This is a genomic window from Vibrio sp. S9_S30 (assembly GCF_014694455.1).
Lineage (GTDB): Bacteria > Pseudomonadota > Gammaproteobacteria > Enterobacterales > Vibrionaceae > Vibrio.
The window spans coordinates 68,945-87,936 of record NZ_JAAUWT010000010.1 but is presented as its reverse complement, the minus strand read 5'-3'; the positions used below and the strand labels follow the sequence as shown (position 1 = coordinate 87,936).

Genomic DNA, 18,992 nt, shown 5'->3' with positions numbered 1-18,992 from the left:
AATCGTCGGAGTTTTCTATGTACATGGCTCAACCAGGCCATATTGATCATATCAAACAGGTCAATGCTGGCCGTGTATATAAATTGATAGACCTTAAGGGTCCTATTTCTCGTATAGACTTATCCAAAACCAGCGAGCTGGCACCAGCCAGTATTACTAAAATTACTAGAGAGCTCATCGATGCTCATCTTATTCACGAAACGACGGTTCAAGAAGCCACAAGCCGCGGTCGCCCCGCTGTTGGTCTTCAAACCGATAATGAAGGCTGGCAGTTTCTGTCCATGCGATTAGGACGCGGTTATTTAACGATAGCGTTACATGAACATGGCGGCTCTGTGTTGGTTGATACAAAAATCACCATCGAGGAAATAGAACAAGAAGAGGTATTGGAAAGGCTTCTCCATGAAATTGAAGAATTTTTCCAAGGCTACTCTGACAAATTAGATAGGGTGACGAGCATTGCCCTTACTCTCCCAGGTTTAGTCGATTCAGACAAAGGTGTGGTATTACAAATGCCACACTACAACGTGAACAACTTGGCATTAGGACCTGAAATCTATAAAGCGACAGGGCTACCTGTGTTTATTGCGAACGATACTCGTGCTTGGGCGCTCGCTGAAAAACTCTTTGGTAACTCTCAAAGCGCAGATAATTCCGTGCTCATTTCAATTCACCATGGCCTCGGTGCCGGCATCATACTTGATGGTCGAGTTTTACAAGGACGTCATGGCAATATCGGAGAGCTTGGGCATATTCAAATCGATCCGAATGGTAAGCGGTGTCATTGTGGTAATACAGGTTGCCTTGAAACTCTAGCAAGCTCAAAAGCGCTGAGAGAAGTCGTGACCGCGCGAATTGAAAAAGGTGACCATACTTCCATTCCTCATGATAACGTCACCGTTGAAAGTATTTGTGAAGCGGCGGAGTCCGGTGACACGTTGGCTATTGAGGAAATACAGCAGCTAGGGCGTTATCTTGGGGCAGCTATTGCTATTGTCATCAACTTATTTAACCCCGAGAAAGTGTTAATTGGTGGTGTGATTAACCAAGCAAGGTCGATTTTGTATCCCGTGATTCAAGAATGTATCGAGACTCAGACCTTGCCAGTTTATCATCAAGATCTACAATTGGAGGAGAGTCGTTTCTATACTGAAGCAACAATGCCAGGTGCAGCCTTGATTAAACAAGCTATGTACGATGGGCAACTATTAATGAAAGTGGTTGAAGGCTAAACGAATCCGGTCAAAATTGAGCTGGATTTGTTGGTTCATAATATGGCGCAGATGTAATTGATGCTGTACTCTGTAATTATTGATTAATGAGTGAGAAACCTTATGTCTGGAGTATTAAGTAGCGTTGATCAAAGAACGCAGCTAGTTGGTGAAAACCGCTTGGAATTGTTACTGTTCCAACTCAATAGCTCACAAATTTTTGCTGTAAACGTTTTTAAGGTCCGTGAAGTTTTAAAACTACCTCCACTCACAAAATTACCTGGCGCTCATCACTACATTACGGGGGTTGCTTCATTACGGGGAGAGTCTCTTCCGGTCATCGACCTTCGTGCTGCGATTGGTTTTAGACCAATGCAAGATGAAGAAGAGCAAAACCTGATCATCACTGAGTATAATCGAACGATTCAAGGTTTTTTGGTTGGTCAGGTTAGAAACATTATTAATACCGCATGGACTGAAATTCAGCCCCCACCAAAAACAGCAGGTCGAGCTAACTACTTAACAGCGATCACTAATATCGTAGAAAACGAACAAGAACGTATTGTTGAAATTATTGATGTTGAAAAGGTACTGGCTGAAATCGTTGATTATGATGTGTCTATTTCGGAAGGTGTGCTAGACGAAGATTTATCTCATCAAATGGCAGGTAGGAAAATCCTTATTGTGGATGATTCGTCGACCGCTAGAAATCAAGTAAAAGGTACATTGAGCCAACTTGGGTTGGAGATTTTAGAATGTAACGACGGCTTAGAAGCACTGACTCTTCTAAAGTCATGGTGTGATGAAGGAAAAGATGTGTCAAGAGAGCTTCTTCTCATGATCACCGATGCTGAAATGCCTGAGATGGATGGCTACAAACTCACACATGAAGTAAGAAGTGATCCTAGAATGAAAGATTTGTACATCACCCTCAATACCTCATTGAGCGGAAGTTTCAATGAGGCCATGGTTGAAAAGGTAGGATGTAACAAGTTTATTTCTAAATTCCAGCCTGATGTATTAGTGCAAGTCACTCAAGATAGGCTAAGAGATATTCTTTAACAAAACCCGGCGTCGCCGGGTTTTTACTTAAGAACTTTTTGAATGTATCAATTTGTCTATAAAATTTTCTTTATTTCTTCGGCTGGGCATCGATGCATTGCCCATTTACCGCTTTACCTTCTGGTGCCATCAAATATAGATACAAAGGCATAATGTCTAAAGGTGTTTTTAGCCGCTCGGTATCTTCGGCTGGGTAGGCCTTAGCTCGCATTCCTGTTCGAGTGGCACCTGGGTTTATAGCATTGACTCGCACATTTGTTTCTTCTAACTCATCAGCTAAGACTTGCATCATTCCTTCAGTCGCAAATTTGGACATGGCGTAAGTCCCCCAGAAGGCGCGTCCATTATGACCAACCGTTGAAGAGGTGAAGACAAGTCGAGCATCCTGAGATTTTTTAAGCAGAGGCAATACCGCTTGAGTCATTAGAAACTGAGCTTTCACGTTGACCTGCATAATATCGTCATACGTATCTTCACCAATTTGGTCAAATGGACTGATTACTCCCAATATACTGGCATTGTGTAGAACCCCATCTAAACGCCCGAACTGACTTTCAATGGTTTCGACCATATCAATATAATTTTGTTTGCTAGCGCCTTTCATATCAAGGGGAATAATGGCGGGTTGAGGGGCACCTAAAGCTTCAATTTCATCATATGTTTCTTCTAGCTTAGCGACGGTTCGACCAAGTAATATGACGGTAGCACCATGCTGCGCATAACTTAATGCGGCTTGCTTCCCTATGCCAGCGCCTGCACCGGTCACTAAAATTACTTTTCCTTCTAGGGCTTTCTCTGAGATTGAATAATCCACATTTTCACCTTGTTTAATGAATCTTTAACCACCTTGTCGACTCATAAGCATTGGATAGGTCATCAAGGTATTTCAGTTTTAACTATTGGTAATCGTGACAAGATCGTTACAATACACCAATTCATTCTTTTGGGGATATCACATTGGAATTTTTGTTAGATTACGGATTATTTTTAGCTAAGATCATCACATTACTGGCTGCAGCCGTGGTTTTGTTGGTGGTTGTAAAATCAGTAAGCGGAAAGCAGGCTGGCTCAAAAGGTGAGCTTGAAGTGACCAACCTTACTGAACGATACGAGCACAGTGTTGAACAGTTAGAACATTATTTGCATGACGACGCTTATTTAAAAGCAAAACATAAAGCGGATAAGAAAACACAAAAAGAAAAGGATAAAGCGCGGGAAAAAGAAGTTAAAAAAGCGGCAAAGGGGGGTGAGTTAGAAGCCAATCGAAAACCGCATTTGTTTGTACTCGATTTTAACGGTTCAATTGACGCGAAAGAAGTAACAGCGCTTCGTGAAGAAATCAGTGCCATTATCGCAGTGGCACAAGAAGGCGATGAAGTGTTGGTGAAGCTCGAGTCTGGTGGCGGCATGGTGCATGCCTACGGTTTGGCGTCTTCTCAGCTCGACCGACTAAAAGCAGCGAATCTACCGCTCACTATTTCTGTCGATAAAGTTGCGGCAAGTGGCGGGTATATGATGGCGTGTGTAGCAGACAAAATCATTTCTGCACCATTTGCTGTTGTGGGATCAATTGGTGTTATCGCACAGCTGCCTAACTTCAATAAGTTGCTTAAAAAACATGATATTGATTATGAGCAGCTGACTGCTGGTGAATATAAACGTACCTTGACCATGTTTGGTGAGAATACAGATAAAGCTCGTGAGAAATTTAAAGAAGAGCTAGAAGAAACTCATGGTTTGTTTAAAAACTTTATTCGTGAGCGCAGACCGTCTCTTGAATTAGAGAAAGTGGCGACGGGTGAGCATTGGTTTGGTACTCAAGCAAAAGACCTTGGACTGGTAGATGAAATCTCTACATCCGACGATTTGGTCATGCAAGCGTGTAAAGATAAGACAGTCTTAGCGATCCAATATGTTCAAAAGAGAAAATTATCTGACAAGCTTACAGGTGCAAGTGCAGACATTGTCGATAACGTGATCATGAAGTGGGTATCGAAAGGTCAAAGGCCTATTCTTTGAGCTATAATTTAGCAAGGTCTTATGTTTAGAAGAGAAGTCCGTTTGGTGTCAGTGATATTACAATTTCTTGAGTAAACAGAAAGTTGTATAACACCGACACCAAATATAGCGGACTTTTTTGTGTTTTATTCACCATAGCTTTCGGTATAATAGCGCGCCGATAAAAGTGAATGCTCTACAACAGTGTTTGCTACAAACGAAAACGGAGAAAAACATGTCCCATCAACCTCCAGTCATTACAGTTGACGGTCCAAGCGGTGCTGGTAAAGGCACTCTTTGTATGTTGTTGGCGGAAAAACTAGGCTTTCATTTGTTGGACTCTGGAGCAATATATCGGGTACTGGCTCTCGCAGCGATCCATCACGGTGTTGATACGAGCTCGGAAGAGGCTTTGGTTCCTATTGCTACCCATTTAGACGTGCAGTTTATTGCGGAGGGTGATCTGGTTAAAGTCATCCTAGAAGGCGAAGATGTTTCAAGAGAACTTCGTAAAGAAACTACAGGGGATGCCGCATCAAAAATTGCCGCTTTACCTCGTGTCAGAGAAGCTTTGCTGCGTCGTCAACGTTCTTTCGCGGCAGAACCTGGTTTGGTTGGTGATGGTCGAGATTTAGGCACAGTTGTATTTCCGTCTGCTATTGCCAAGATCTTTTTAGACGCAAGTGCGGAAGAAAGGGCGAATCGCCGCTACAAGCAGTTGCAAGAAAAGGGGCATGATGTTAAATTTGATGACCTTTTGCGCGAGATCCAAGACAGAGACGACCGTGATCGTAATCGAGCGGTTGCACCATTGCGTCCTGCGGAAGATGCGTTAGTGCTTGATTCTACATCGCTTTCTATTGATAAAGTGGTGGGGCAAGCACTTGAATTTATTGAATCTAAATTGTCTTGATGACGATATCAAGGCAATAAGACTGTTGGTCGCAAGGATGATGACTGGCATTTTTATCAACCCCATGAGGTAGGATACCCGTGGACGTTTAATTATTGAAGATCAAATAATGACTGAATCTTTTGCTCAACTCTTTGAAGAGTTTCTAAATGAGACTGAATTCCAACAAGGTACCATTGTTAAAGGTACTGTAGTAGCTATCGAGAATGGTTTCGTTCTTGTTGATGCTGGTCTTAAGTCTGAGTCTGCTATCCCTGCTGAGCAATTCAAGAACGCAGCTGGCGAACTTGAAGTTGAAGTAGGTACTGAAGTAGATGTTGCGCTAGACGCTGTTGAAGATGGTTTCGGTGAAACTCAACTTTCTCGTGAGAAAGCGAAGCGTCACGAAGCTTGGATCGTACTTGAAAAAGCATACGAAGAAGCTGAAACTGTTGTTGGTATTATCAATGGCAAAGTTAAAGGCGGTTTCACTGTTGAACTAAACGGTATCCGTGCTTTCCTACCTGGTTCATTGGTCGACGTACGTCCTATCCGCGACACTGCTCACCTAGAAAACAAAGAGCTAGAGTTCAAAGTAATCAAGCTTGACCAGAAACGTAACAACGTTGTTGTTTCTCGTCGTGCGGTTATCGAATCTGAAAACAGCGTTGAGCGTGACGAGCTTCTTGAGACTCTTCAAGAAGGTACTGAAGTTAAAGGTATCGTTAAGAACCTTACTGACTACGGTGCATTCGTTGATCTTGGTGGTGTTGACGGTCTTCTACACATCACAGACATGGCTTGGAAACGTGTTAAACACCCATCTGAGATCGTGAACGTTGGTGATGAAATCCTAGTTAAAGTTCTTAAGTTTGATCGTGACCGCACTCGTGTATCACTAGGTCTTAAGCAACTAGGCGAAGATCCATGGGTAGCAATTGCTAAGCGTTACCCAGAAGGTCACAAGCTTTCTGGTCGTGTGACTAATCTAACTGATTACGGTTGCTTCGTTGAAATCGAAGAAGGCGTTGAAGGTCTAGTTCACGTTTCTGAAATGGATTGGACTAACAAGAACATCCACCCATCTAAAGTTGTTAATGTTGGCGACGAAGTTGAGGTTATGGTTCTTGAGATCGACGAAGAACGTCGTCGTATTTCTCTAGGTCTTAAGCAATGTAAAGCTAATCCATGGCAGTCATTCGCTGAAGCTCAAGCTAAAGGCGATAAAGTTACTGGTAAGATCAAATCTATCACTGACTTTGGTATCTTCATCGGTCTAGAAGGCGGCATCGATGGTCTTGTTCACCTATCTGATATCTCTTGGAACGTTCCAGGTGAAGAAGCGGTACGTGAATACAAGAAAGGCGATGAAATCTCTGCAGTTGTTTTAGCAGTAGATGCAGAGCGCGAGCGTATTTCTCTTGGCGTTAAGCAAATGGAAAATGACCCGTTCAATGCATACGTTGCTGACAACAAGAAAGGTACTCTAGTAAATGGTACTGTAACTGCAGTTGACGCAAAAGGTGCTACAATTGAACTTGTAGAGGGCGTTGAAGGTTACATCCGTGCTTCTGAAGTGTCTCGTGACCGTATTGAAGATGCGTCTCTAATCTTAAGTGTTGGTGACAGCGTTGAAGCTAAGTTCACAGGTGTAGACCGTAAGAACCGCGTAATCAACCTATCTATCAAAGCTAAAGATGAAGCTGAAGAGCAAGAAGCAATGGCTTCACTGAATAAGCCTGAAGATGGCGGATTCGGTAATGCTATGGCTGATGCATTCAAGGCTGCTAAAGGCGAATAAGACATCGCTTAAGGGGAGCCATTAGGCTCCCTTTTTTTCGATAAGTGCCTTTTTGATTCCATTGAAATGAGGGGAACTATGACTAAGTCTGAACTAATTGAAAGACTCTGCGCGCAGCAAACACATCTTTCTGCAAAAGAAGTAGAAGATGCCGTCAAGGATATACTTGAACATATGGTGTCAACCCTAGAGAGCGGAGATCGTATTGAAATCCGTGGTTTCGGTAGTTTCTCACTGCACTATCGAGAGCCAAGAATGGGGCGTAATCCTAAAACTGGTGAAAAAGTTGAGCTGGAAGGCAAATATGTCCCTCACTTTAAGCCGGGTAAAGAATTACGTGAACGCGTAAATATCCACGGCTAATCACCTTTTGGTGTTATAGAAAAGCGGCATGCATCTCGTATGCCGCTTTTTTATAATTAATTTACTCATATTCCATCGATTCTGGATGGTTTGAGAATTCAATTTACTGCATAATCTAACCCTTAAGCTTATTCCGGAGTAGTGATGTATGAAAATTATAAAAATAATCTTGGTGATTGCTCTTGTATTGATCGCCTTAGCATTAGGTGCTCAAAATCAGCAGGTTGTATCATTTAATTACTTGCTTGCTAAAGGCGAATTTCATCTCTCATTGCTCTTAGGCTTGGTGTTTGTTTTAGGATTTAGTCTGTCGACTCTTATCTTTGGTAGTTTGCAATTAAAGTACAAACTCACCATTCGTAAGTTGAGGAAACAACTTAACAAACAACCATCGATAGAGAAGCAACAAAGTAACGCCTAAGGCAACCTTGAATGCTTGAACTTCTCTTCTTGTTGTTACCGATTGCCGCTGCCTATGGTTGGTACATGGGTAACCGTAGTGCGAATTTCAACAAGCAGAAACAATCTAATCAAATTTCCCGACAGTACGTGACGGGATTAAACCTCTTACTTTCGGATCAATCTGATAAAGCGGTAGACCATTTTATTGAGCTTCTTCAGGTCGATGATGAAACGATTGATACACACTTAGCTTTAGGAAACCTATTTCGATCGCGCGGTGAAGTCGATCGAGCTATTCGAATCCACCAAAATCTCATTTCTCGTCCAAGTTTGACCATTGACCAAAAAAATATCGCTTTACAGCAGCTTGCGAAGGATTTCATGGTTTCAGGCCTTCTTGATCGTGCTGAAAAGATATTTATGCAACTGTTGGATGAACCCGATCACCGAGAAGCAGCCCTTCATCAATTGGTTATCATATTCCAACAGACTAGGGAGTGGAGTAAAGCCATCGAATATGCTTCAGCATTGGTTAAGCTGGGTAAGAAACGAATAAAAAAAGATATCGCTCACTACTATTGTGAATTGGCTATGCAGGAGCAAGGGGGAGGGAATATCAAGAAATCCATTAGCCTCCTCAAGAAAGCACTCACAGAAGACTCGCATTGTGTTAGGGCGAGTATCACACTCGGCAAAATATACCTAGCTCAAGAAGATTATATAAATACGGTCCACTATCTAGAACAGGTTATCGATCAAGATATCGATTTTGTAGGACAAGTTCTGCCTACGCTTGCTGAGTGCTACCAAAAGTTGGATAGAGAAAGCGAATTATTGGCATTTTTGCAACGTTGTATTGAGAGAAAAGCCGGTGTATCTGCAGAGCTTATGCTTGCCCAGCTTGTGGCAAACCATGACGGTGTTGCAGCGGCACAAACGTTACTAACGAGGCAGCTTGTTAAGAACCCAACAATGAAAGGCTTTTATCGATTGATGGATTATCATCTTGAGGAAGCTGAGGATGGAAGGGCAAAAGACAGCTTAACAACATTACAAGGAATGGTTGGTGAGCAGCTTAAGGTGAAGCCCCATCATCGATGCAGGAAGTGTGGCTTTTCTACCCGCTCTTTGTATTGGCATTGTCCATCTTGCAAAGGTTGGGGTACCATTAAACCGATTCGCGGTTTGGACGGTGAATAGCGGAATTGAAGACCATAGAGTGAAAGTGATGGTTTATTGTCTGCTTGCAGACTAAATATAAGTAGGAGAGAAAAGTGATCGACCAGAAAGTCATCGTAGCACTTGATTATGACAAACAAGCTGATGCATTCGCGTTTGTTGATAAAATTGACCCAAGTACGTGCCGTTTAAAAGTCGGCAAAGAGATGTTTACTCTGTTTGGTCCTAATTTTGTTCGTGAGCTTCATCAGAGAGGCTTTTCAGTATTTCTAGATTTGAAGTTCCATGATATCCCAAACACTTGTTCAAAGGCGGTACGGGCAGCGGCTGAATTGGGTGTATGGATGGTTAACGTCCATGCTGCGGGCGGAGAACGTATGATGATAGCCTCACGAGAAATCTTGGAGCCTTACGGTAAGAATCGTCCATTGCTGATTGGTGTGACTGTCCTTACGAGTATGGAGCAATCCGATCTGGCAGGAATCGGTTTGAATGTTACCCCTCAGGAGCAAGTTATTCGCTTGGCTAATCTCACTAAAAATGCGGGTTTAGATGGTGTGGTGTGCTCAGCTCAAGAGTCCGCAATGTTGAAATCTGAGTTAGGTAAAGACTTTAAACTGGTGACCCCTGGTATTCGCCCTGCTGGTGCCGCCATTGGTGACCAAAAGAGAATAATGACGCCTGTTGACGCTATTGACGCAGGATCGGATTACTTAGTTATTGGTAGACCAATTACTCAAGCGCTTGACCCAGCGAGCGTTCTTGCCGAGATCAATCAATCTTTGGCATAAGGTGATATTCAAGCAACTTTGAGGTTCGAGATTCAAAGACAGTCACTTGGTTTTCAAACGAGAGACTTATTCGGATATATGAGACTCAGTCCGAAATCAGTAGTTTATACTGATGTTGAAAAGTAAGAAGCCCGCTGATTCGGCGGGCTTCTTGCTTATGTGAGATTGGGGATGCCGCTATGAAACTTAAACTCTTTATCGGGTGTTGTAATTAATTCGGCTTCTACTTTGCCAAAAAATATCACTCTGTCTGTAATATCTTTTTCCGCTATCTGCTCTGCTAATGATAAGTAGTCTTGATAGTGTCGGGCTTCTGAGCGTAGTAGCGATACGTAAAACTTGCTGATATCGTCTTCCATATGTGGTGCCAATTTAGCAAATCGTTCACATGAACGAGCCTCTATGTAGGCACCTATTATCAATTTATCGATCAACGTTTCCGGTTCATGAGTTTTCATATGTGAAAGTAGCCCTTTAGCATAGCGGCTAGCCGATTCATTCCGATATGCGATCCCACGTTCTGACATAATCTCAAGAACTTGATAGAAGTGATGAAGTTCTTCTTTTATCAACAATACCATTTTATCAATGAGATCTTGGCTGTATGGTGAGTCTGCTTTTGCCTTGATTGCTTTCGATATATTACTCTTACCTTGAAGTGTTTCGATGGTGCCTATTTTGCGATAAGCAAAGTCCTCATAAGGTTTAAACCAGTCTAAAAGAGTATGAGCACTGTCTTTATCTACCGCATATTTCCGAATCAAATACATCGCTGACTGACCGGCTTTAAGTTCACACATTAAGTGGTCCAACAGTACAGTTGGTAAATTTTTTGGCTTTTTAGCTTCCTCTACCCACTCTTGAGGTGTTTCGCATTGGAGAAAGGATTGGACAGGGGCAAGGAGTTTTTGGATATTTTCTTTTTCAATCATTATGTAGCATCATTATAAAAAAGGTCGCGTATCGCGACCCCTGATTTAAACAAGTCTTTGGGACATCTACCACTTTTTCTTTTCGCCGAAGAGGGCATCCATGTCGTCGTTACGTTCTTTCTTGTCTCGCTCCTTAACATGTTCCGCTTCTTTGCTTTGCCTTTTCTGATCCATATCATCCAGCATCGCCTGAAGTTTTTCTTTGGCTTTGTTAGAGTACGAATCGTTTTTAGATGCGAGCGCATCTAAGCCTTTTTTCAAAAGCTGTTTGGCTGTACCAGCTTGCCCTCTCAATACTGAGTCATTCGCCCGTTTAATCACGTTTTCGATGTTGATGCGAACCTGGATTTGCTCTAAACGAGAATTTTCCGCTACATAAGCCTGAGTCTCAAAGCGACCTTTATTGTGCTCACTTCGAATGGTTTCACGCAACCGTTTTACAAGCTTCAGCATAATAATGGCTTGCTTGTCACTGCTAGGTACTTTAAACGAAGCCGTTTCACCACCTTGATAGTTATCTTTTAATTGCTGGATTTGAGATTGCATGTTGGCGACACGAGACTTCAGCTGCTTGTTTTTGGGATCTAATTCAAACATAGCTTCAAGCGCGTCAAAAATTCGCGTGTTCAAACACACCAAAAGCTCCTTACTGTATGGGAGATGATGGGCATTCCCAATAAGGTCTTCTGTCGCATCAATAACTGCGAGATGCCGCGTGGACTCTTGTTTTTTTGCAGTCTCTACTTTCATGCGGTACTGAAGCATTATGTTGTAACCAATTACGAGAACCAACAAAATAGCAACAAGCGCGATTATTAAACCAATATTCATAAACTTAAGTCTGCGTTCCGTACAAAAAGTTAACTCCCGAGGATACACGATATTGTGACGTTTCTATACCCGAGATAACAACAAACTTCATTATTATCCTTACCTCGAGGAAAATTAATGAAAAAATCAAAATCGCCCCAATTTATGCGGGGTCTATAGCAAAACCTACCTAATACTATAGTTGATAGTCAAACTCCGCACATAAGTATCTGCGTTTTTGCTGTCTTTTTTTAGCTGAAGGCGTTATAACTATTACTTATATACATAAGTAACTTCAACATTAAAATCATGCGAGGTTATTTATGTATATGAATTTAGAGTGACGGAATATGGGGTAGCAATGAAATTACAGCAACTGAAGTACATTGTTGAAGTTGTTAATCACAACTTGAACGTTTCAGCGACGGCAGAAAGCTTGTTTACCTCACAGCCGGGTATTAGTAAACAGGTTCGTTTGCTAGAAGATGAGCTTGGCATCCAAATATTTGAGCGAAGCGGTAAGCACCTCACGCAGGTTACTGATGCAGGTGAAGATATAGTGCGTATTTCAAGCGAAATATTGGCAAGGGTTGAGAGTATCAAAGCTGTTGCTGGGGAGCACACTCACCCGGAAATGGGGACGCTGAATATTTCAACGACTCATACTCAAGCACGTTATGCTTTACCCGATGTCATTAAGGGTTTTACGGCTCGTTATCCAAAAGTTTCTCTTCATATGCACCAAGGAACGCCTTCTCAGATGTCGGAAGCGGTTGCTAAAGGAACTGCAAATTTTGCTATTGCGACTGAGGCGCTGCACTTGTATCAAGATGCCATTATGCTCCCGTGTTATCATTGGAATCGTTCAATTGTAGTCACGAAAGGTCATCCTCTAGCTAAAAAAGACCATGTCACCATTGAAGATTTGTCTACGTATTCTTTGGTTACCTATGTATTTGGGTTTACAGGACGATCTGAACTGGATACGGCGTTCAACAATGCAGGTCTCACACCTCGCATTGTGTTTACTGCGACAGATGCTGATGTGATTAAAACTTATGTTCGCATGGGGATTGGTGTCGGTGTCATCGCTTCAATGGCTGTTGACAAAGCGCTTGACTCAGATTTAGTTGCTATTGACGCGAGCCATATTTTTGGTGCGAGTACGACTAGCATTGGTTTCCGTCGAGGTACTTTCTTGCGTTCTTACATGTATGACTTCATGGAGCGTTTTGCTCCGCATTTGACTCGTCCAGTTGTCGAACAAGCCATTTCTCTAAAAAGTAACTTGGAAATTGAAGAGATGTTTAAAGACATCGAGCTGCCTGTTAGATAAACCACTTTAACTTTTTTTTGATTCCCCCTACAATCGCCCGATTCTTGGGGGAATCATGAATCAAACTTTCCAAAAGATCAGTGCATTATTGGCTTCTCACGATAGTGAGTGGCGATTTCAACCATTTCACCTGAGTGATTGCTCTGATTTCCCGTGGGATTTAAAGTACCCTAATCTTACTCCTTGGCTAAATACTCTTTCTGAAGCAGAAATTATTAAACTGAAAGCGGATACTCCTCGCTTGGTACAAGAAATTTCGGCATTTATCCCTGACGTTGTTCACTTAGATAAGCTTTCAAGGCTAAATAGGCTGCCAGCATCTCAACTCACACAACTCCCGAAGGGGGCTGAAGTTGGTATACCGGGAAGAAAGCTAAACCAGATACGGCTAATGAGCGATGCTTGCCTTAAAGGCAACTGTGGAGAAGAATGGCTTGAATGGTGTTCTGGTAAAGGCTTTTTAGGGCAGTTACTTACATCAAGCTCAAAGGCACCAGTCATCAGTTTTGAGTGGCAGAAAGCGTTGTGTGATAGTGGGCAAGCCCTAGCAGACAAAAAGGGATTGGTTATGCGCTTTGTCCAAGGCGATGCCCTAGAAAAAAGTGCTTCTCGAATAATGAAGCCTACTCAGCACGCTGTTGCGCTGCATGCCTGTGGAGATTTGCATGTGAACCTTATCAAGCGCGGGTGTGAAGTGGGTTTAGGTGAGCTTTCGATCTCTCCGTGCTGCTACCACCTTATTCAGTCAGACCGTTACCTTCCTCTTTCTTCGGAAGGTATTGAGCGCGATCTGCATCTCACCAAAATGGAATTAAGAATTCCTCTTCAAGCGACCGTAACAGGAGGTGAGCGAGTTCATCGCCATCGATTTGAAGAAATGAGTTTTCGGCTTGGGTTGGACTCATTTCTAAAAGCGCAGAAAGGTCATAATGCCTATACAGCCATTCCTAGCATAAAGAAATCGATGTTGTCGGATGGCTTTGAGGCGTTTTGTTTATGGGCTGCAAAGAAAAAAAATCTCGAACTTGGAGCCATAGATTTTAAGTTTTGGAATAAGCGTGGTGAAGAGAGGTTTTGGCAGATGGAAAGATTAAGTCTGATTCAACAAGTTTTCCAAAGGCCACTTGAACTTTGGTTGGTTTTAGACCGAGCGTTATACCTCGAAGAAAACGGGTATTCAGTAGATGTGAGTGAGTTTTGCTCAGAAGAAGATACACCAAGAAACATATTAATACAGGCGAAAAAAGACCCGCGTAAGCGAGTCTTATCCCTTAAAAGCCGTTGAGTTACCGTTCTCAGTTGAACATTGCAATTGCTTGTTTTGCTTCAATGTATTCTAGATCAAAGCTTGCAGCAACTTCTTTACACGTGACTTTACCGTGAATAACGTTCAACCCTTCAAGTAAACCTTTGTCTGCAAGAAGTGCTTTCGCGTAACCATTGTTCGCCAGTTTTATAATATAAGGTAATGTTGCATTATTTAGTGCAAAAGTAGACGTTCGCGCTACGGCACCAGGCATGTTGGCAACACAGTAGTGAACAACGTCATCAACGATGTAGGTTGGTTCAGCATGTGTCGTTGCTTTTGATGTTTCAAAACAACCGCCTTGGTCGATGGCCACATCCACTACCGCTGCCCCTGGCTTCATACGTTTGATGTGGTCTTTCGTAATCAACTTAGGTGCTGCTGCACCCGGAATAAGTACCGCACCAATCACGAGATCCGCTTCAAGTACATGCTTTTCAAGTGCGTCTTCAGTAGAATAAACGACTTTCGCGCGACCTTGGAACTCTTCATCTAGAGCGCGAAGGGTGTCAATGCTGCGGTCCAAAATGGTAACGTCTGCACGCAAACCTACCGCCATACGAGCCGCATTTGAACCGACTACGCCACCGCCAACGATCACGACTTTTGCTGGTTCCACACCGGGTACGCCGCCTAAAAGTAAACCGCGTCCACCCTTTGATTTTTCAAGAGTTTGAGCGCCTGCCTGAATCGACATACGGCCCGCAACTTCAGACATTGGTGCTAAAAGTGGCAGACGACCCATATTATCTGTTACAGTCTCATACGCTATGCAGACAGCTTTGCTCTTGATAAGCTCTTCGGTTTGTGGAAAATCTGGTGCTAGGTGTAAATATGTGAACAATATTTGCCCCTCACGCAGCATAGCGCGCTCGACGGCTTGAGGTTCTTTAACCTTAACAATCATGTCTGCTTTCGCGAAAACGTCAGCAGCAGTAGGAAGAATGGATGCACCTACGGCAATATAGTCTTGATCGGAAAAACCGATACCACTACCGGCATTCGTTTCGACAATGACTTGGTGACCGTGAGAGATAAGTTCTCTCACACTAGATGGAATCATTCCCACTCTGTATTCGTGGTTCTTGATTTCCTTTGGTATGCCAATAATCATCCTGACTCCTCAATATTTTTGGTTGTATTATCTATGTGTAGGGTAATTCCGTCGAATTAATGTCTAGTATAGAGTTGTGTTTGAAAAATTTGATACTGAATATTAAAAAGTTGTAGTATATTTTTTTGCAAGGAAGTAATAAGGTGGGATAAAAAATGGTGGATAACTACAAGAAGCCGTCCAAGGAATTAGATCGTATTGACAGAAACATTCTTAACGAACTTCAGAAAGATGGTCGTATTTCGAATGTTGAGTTATCAAAGAGAGTGGGGTTGTCTCCAACGCCATGTCTAGAACGTGTGCGTCGATTGGAGAGACAAGGATACATTACTGGATACACAGCTTTGCTGAATCCTCAGTATCTAGATGCATCACTATTGGTATTTGTTGAGATTACGTTAAATCGAGGCGCGCCAGACGTGTTCGAACAATTTAATCATGCGGTACAAAAACTGGATGACATTCAAGAATGTCACTTAGTTTCAGGCGATTTTGACTATCTTTTAAAAACCCGTGTATCAGACATGAGTGCCTACCGTAAATTGTTAGGTGACACGCTTCTGCGTTTACCCGGCGTTAACGATACCCGCACATATGTGGTTATGGAAGAAGTTAAGCAGACCAATCAGTTGGTTATTAAAACTCGATAGGTGCAAGCGTAATTTCTGTTGAGTAGTGGCGAATTCGATTGAGATCTGGATTCAACTTCAGAAGTTACGTTAATCCATTGTCCTTATTTTGTTTGGTAAATTGCCCGTTTATCGGGTTTGCGAGCCGAACAGAGATTGGGTTTTATGGCTTGATGTGGTTAAATCATCTAACAAACCGAGCGGCTATTGCCGCTCGGTGCGTTTTTGAAATCAATAAGTATAAAGTTGGTATATGTTCAGAGAGAACAAAGAAAAGGTTGAAACCATCATAAAGTCCCAAGAAGAGACCTTGCCTCATCGATTAAATGGGCTACAACGACTTCGCGATTGCTGCTTCATATTAGGTTGTCTTACAGCAATTCTAATTTCTATTGCTTTGCTTTCCTTTGACCCAGCTGATCCTTCATGGTCACAAACCGCATGGGGAGGGGAAGTAAAAAATCTAGGTGGTCAATTCGGCGCTTGGGTAGCAGACAGTCTTTTCTTTGTTTTTGGCTCTATTGCCTATCCCCTTCCAATTGCTATTTCTGTGATGACTTGGGTGTTCTTTCGCAAAAGGGCAGAAGATGAGCCAATCGACTTTATGTTGTGGGGGACACGTCTCCTTGGTCTGACTATCGTTATTATCACGAGTTGTGGTCTTGCTGATATTAACTTTGATGATATTTGGTATTTCTCATCTGGTGGTGTGATTGGTGATGTGATCACTAATCTAGCGTTACCTGCATTTAACTTTCTTGGCACAACGCTGGTTTTACTATTTCTGTGGGGTGCTGGCTTTACTCTTCTAACGGGGATTTCTTGGTTATCTATCGTGGAATGGATAGGTCGCTCGTTTATTTCATGCTGTGCTTGGCTAATAAACTTGCTACGTGGATCTAAAGAAGAACACATTAAACCAACATTACAAGATCCAGAACGTAAAGATTTCGATCATCCAGAACCCATATTGCCTACGTTGGACACCGAAAGTCAGCGCCAAGATCCCGTCGACAACAGTGAACCGACTTTCTCACCGCTGGACGATGGAGATGGTTACGTTGAATCAAGGTACAATATTCACCTTCCACAATCGGTTCACAGAGGGGGATCATATGATCTTCCGGTCAATGAGCAGATGGCTACAGTTGCTGGCTCCGAGAAGGGTGTGCATGAACAAAATGAAGGGCGGACCCTTTCTCCTAATGCAACCATCGAAGAACTGACTTATCAAGCAGAGCAGGCGAACGATTACGCTGAGGGTGCTGATGCAGTTGCAATAAGCGATATTCATGTCAGTGAAAACACAGCCGAAGTCGAAGAGATTGAGCGAGATGTACATGACACCATCAACTTCGACAATATTGAAATCGAAGAGAGTACCCCAATCATTTCTGAGTTTGACACCGAATCCAACCGTATTGAACAGGAAGAAAGTCGTTCGTCAATGGAAGCATCCTTTCATTCTAGTGATAAATTGAATGAGTTAGAGCCCGTTCCTAATGACGATGTTGAAGAAGTAATGGACGGTGACCCTGATATCGCTGCATTTCAATCACTGGTCGCAGAAGCGCAGCAAACTGTTGCTGCAAGCCAAAACCCATTCCTTGTTCAAAAAGAGCAAACATTACCCAAGCCTACTTCTCCCATGCCGACGCTTGAGTTGTTGTATCACCCTGAGAAGCGCGAGAATCATATCGATAGAGCCGCTCTGGAAGAGATTGCTCGTTTGGTTGAATCGAAGCTATCCGACTACAAGATTACGGCAAAGGTTGTTGATATTTTCCCAGGTCCAGTTATTACTCGTTTCGAGTTGGATTTGGCTCCGGGCGTAAAAGTAAGCCGTATATCCAGTTTGTCTATGGATTTAGCGCGCTCTCTTTCCGCTATGGCTGTACGCGTGGTTGAAGTGATTCCGGGCAAACCCTATGTTGGATTGGAATTACCGAATATGAGCCGCCAGACAGTCTATTTGTCTGATGTGATTAACAGCCCACAGTTTGAAAATGCCACTTCTCCAACAACAGTGGTACTTGGTCAGGATATTGCTGGGGAAGCCGTTGTCGCCGACTTAGCGAAAATGCCGCATGTACTCGTTGCCGGTACAACAGGTTCAGGTAAGTCTGTTGGCGTGAATGTCATGATTTTAAGTATGCTCTATAAATCGAAGCCAGAAGATGTTCGATTTATCATGATAGACCCGAAAATGTTGGAGCTTTCGATCTATGAGGGCATTCCGCACCTGCTTTCGGAAGTGGTCACAGACATGAAAGATGCGTCGAATGCTTTGCGCTGGTGTGTGGGGGAAATGGAGCGTCGTTACAAGCTCATGTCTGCTCTTGGTGTTAGAAATATCAAAGGGTTCAACGAAAAGCTAAAAATGGCGGCGGAGGCAGGACACCCAATCCATGATCCCCTTTGGCAGCCGGGTGACAGCATGGATGAACTGCCACCACTACTAGAGAAGCTTCCTTACATCGTGGTTATTGTGGATGAATTTGCGGATCTCATGATGGTGGTGGGGAAAAAAGTTGAAGAACTGATTGCTCGGCTAGCACAGAAAGCACGTGCCGCAGGTGTGCATTTAATTTTAGCCACTCAGCGTCCATCTGTTGATGTGATCACCGGCTTAATCAAAGCGAACATACCCACGCGTGTAGCCTTTACTGTATCAACGAAAACGGACTCAAGAACCATTCTTGATCAAGGTGGTGCTGAATCACTGCTTGGAATGGGTGATATGCTTTACCTTCCTCCGGGGTCGAGTCACACGATTCGTGTTCACGGGGCGTTTGCTTCCGATGACGATGTTCATGCCGTTGTGAATGATTGGAAAGCTCGAGGTAAACCGGAGTATATTGATGAGATAACCAACGGTGAGCAGACGGCAGATACATTGCTGCCAGGTGAAGCCATGGAGTCGGATGAAGATGTCGACCCGTTGTTTGATCAAGTGGTGGAACATGTGGTTGAAAGTAGACGTGGTTCGGTGTCGGGGGTGCAGCGTCGATTCAAGATTGGTTACAACCGCGCAGCTAGGATTGTGGAACAACTTGAAGCGCAAGGCATTGTGAGCGCTCCTGGTCATAATGGCAACCGAGAGGTACTTGCCCCACCGCCCATTAAAGATTAACGAAACAGAAATAAAAAAACGTTGTCCAATTCA

The 18,992-nt window shown here is 43.1% G+C and carries 17 protein-coding genes; 13 read left to right on the top strand and 4 right to left on the bottom strand.

The window, feature by feature from the left end; translation table 11 throughout:
- The first annotated feature begins 17 nt into the window (after positions 1–17).
- Together mlc and HC752_RS13420 are read left to right on the top strand one after the other, a co-directional pair.
- The gene (gene mlc, locus HC752_RS13425) at positions 18–1,232 is read left to right on the top strand and encodes a sugar metabolism global transcriptional regulator Mlc (protein WP_190335681.1); all 1,215 of its coding nucleotides are present in this window, start codon (positions 18–20) and stop codon (positions 1,230–1,232) included.
- Between the two features lie 102 nt (positions 1,233–1,334).
- Positions 1,335–2,273 carry a chemotaxis protein CheV gene (locus tag HC752_RS13420; protein WP_190335680.1) on the top strand — a complete coding sequence of 313 codons (939 nt, stop codon included), beginning with the start codon at positions 1,335–1,337 and terminating at the stop codon, positions 2,271–2,273.
- A gap of 70 nt (positions 2,274–2,343) precedes the next feature.
- Here the strand turns inward: HC752_RS13420 and HC752_RS13415 are convergent, their stop codons facing one another.
- Positions 2,344–3,087: a YciK family oxidoreductase gene (locus tag HC752_RS13415; protein ID WP_190335679.1), complete on the bottom strand. Its 744-nt coding sequence runs from the start codon at positions 3,085–3,087 to the stop codon at positions 2,344–2,346.
- Between the two features lie 143 nt (positions 3,088–3,230).
- Here HC752_RS13415 and sohB point away from each other — a divergent pair, with 143 nt between their 5' ends.
- The 7 genes from sohB to pyrF all read left to right on the top strand — a co-directional run bounded on the left by sohB (position 3,231) and on the right by pyrF (position 9,699).
- Entirely contained in the window at positions 3,231–4,292 is a 1,062-nt protein-coding gene (sohB, locus tag HC752_RS13410) for a protease SohB (protein ID WP_190335678.1), read from the top strand.
- 214 nt (positions 4,293–4,506) lie between these two features.
- Entirely contained in the window at positions 4,507–5,184 is a 678-nt protein-coding gene (cmk, locus tag HC752_RS13405) for a (d)CMP kinase (protein WP_190335677.1), read from the top strand.
- Between the two features lie 109 nt (positions 5,185–5,293).
- A complete protein-coding gene (rpsA, locus tag HC752_RS13400) occupies positions 5,294–6,964 on the top strand; it encodes a 30S ribosomal protein S1 (RefSeq protein ID WP_190335676.1) in 1,671 nt (556 codons plus the stop codon).
- Between the two features lie 66 nt (positions 6,965–7,030).
- Positions 7,031–7,327, top strand: coding sequence for an integration host factor subunit beta (ihfB, locus tag HC752_RS13395; protein ID WP_190335675.1), 297 nt, complete (start codon positions 7,031–7,033; stop codon positions 7,325–7,327).
- 148 nt (positions 7,328–7,475) lie between these two features.
- Entirely contained in the window at positions 7,476–7,748 is a 273-nt protein-coding gene (locus tag HC752_RS13390) for a lipopolysaccharide assembly protein LapA domain-containing protein (protein ID WP_190335674.1), read from the top strand.
- Between the two features lie 11 nt (positions 7,749–7,759).
- Positions 7,760–8,929 carry a lipopolysaccharide assembly protein LapB gene (gene lapB / locus HC752_RS13385; protein ID WP_190335673.1) on the top strand — a complete coding sequence of 390 codons (1,170 nt, stop codon included), beginning with the start codon at positions 7,760–7,762 and terminating at the stop codon, positions 8,927–8,929.
- Positions 8,930–9,003: 74 nt separating this feature from the next.
- The gene (gene pyrF, locus HC752_RS13380) at positions 9,004–9,699 is read left to right on the top strand and encodes an orotidine-5'-phosphate decarboxylase (RefSeq protein ID WP_190335672.1); all 696 of its coding nucleotides are present in this window, start codon (positions 9,004–9,006) and stop codon (positions 9,697–9,699) included.
- A 155-nt stretch (positions 9,700–9,854) separates the two neighbouring features.
- Here pyrF and miaE read toward each other — a convergent pair whose 3' ends face one another.
- Positions 9,855–10,631 (bottom strand): tRNA isopentenyl-2-thiomethyl-A-37 hydroxylase MiaE, encoded by a 777-nt coding sequence (gene miaE, locus HC752_RS13375; RefSeq protein WP_190335671.1) that lies wholly within the window; start codon positions 10,629–10,631, stop codon positions 9,855–9,857.
- 66 nt (positions 10,632–10,697) lie between these two features.
- Positions 10,698–11,462, bottom strand: a complete 765-nt coding sequence (locus HC752_RS13370; RefSeq protein ID WP_190335670.1) for a DNA repair protein — start codon at positions 11,460–11,462, stop codon at positions 10,698–10,700.
- A 340-nt stretch (positions 11,463–11,802) separates the two neighbouring features.
- Here HC752_RS13370 and cysB point away from each other — a divergent pair, with 340 nt between their 5' ends.
- On the top strand, positions 11,803–12,777 hold the full coding sequence (gene cysB, locus HC752_RS13365) for an HTH-type transcriptional regulator CysB (protein WP_190335669.1): 975 nt from the start codon (positions 11,803–11,805) through the stop codon (positions 12,775–12,777).
- A gap of 55 nt (positions 12,778–12,832) precedes the next feature.
- On the top strand, positions 12,833–14,062 hold the full coding sequence (locus tag HC752_RS13360; RefSeq protein WP_190335668.1) for a methyltransferase: 1,230 nt from the start codon (positions 12,833–12,835) through the stop codon (positions 14,060–14,062).
- A 10-nt stretch (positions 14,063–14,072) separates the two neighbouring features.
- Here HC752_RS13360 and ald read toward each other — a convergent pair whose 3' ends face one another.
- Positions 14,073–15,197, bottom strand: coding sequence for an alanine dehydrogenase (gene ald, locus HC752_RS13355; protein ID WP_190335667.1), 1,125 nt, complete (start codon positions 15,195–15,197; stop codon positions 14,073–14,075).
- A gap of 155 nt (positions 15,198–15,352) precedes the next feature.
- Here ald and lrp point away from each other — a divergent pair, with 155 nt between their 5' ends.
- Positions 15,353–15,847: a leucine-responsive transcriptional regulator Lrp gene (gene lrp / locus HC752_RS13350; RefSeq protein WP_004406045.1), complete on the top strand. Its 495-nt coding sequence runs from the start codon at positions 15,353–15,355 to the stop codon at positions 15,845–15,847.
- A gap of 232 nt (positions 15,848–16,079) precedes the next feature.
- Positions 16,080–18,959: a DNA translocase FtsK gene (locus HC752_RS13345; RefSeq protein ID WP_190335666.1), complete on the top strand. Its 2,880-nt coding sequence runs from the start codon at positions 16,080–16,082 to the stop codon at positions 18,957–18,959.
- Positions 18,960–18,992: the final 33 nt, after the last annotated feature.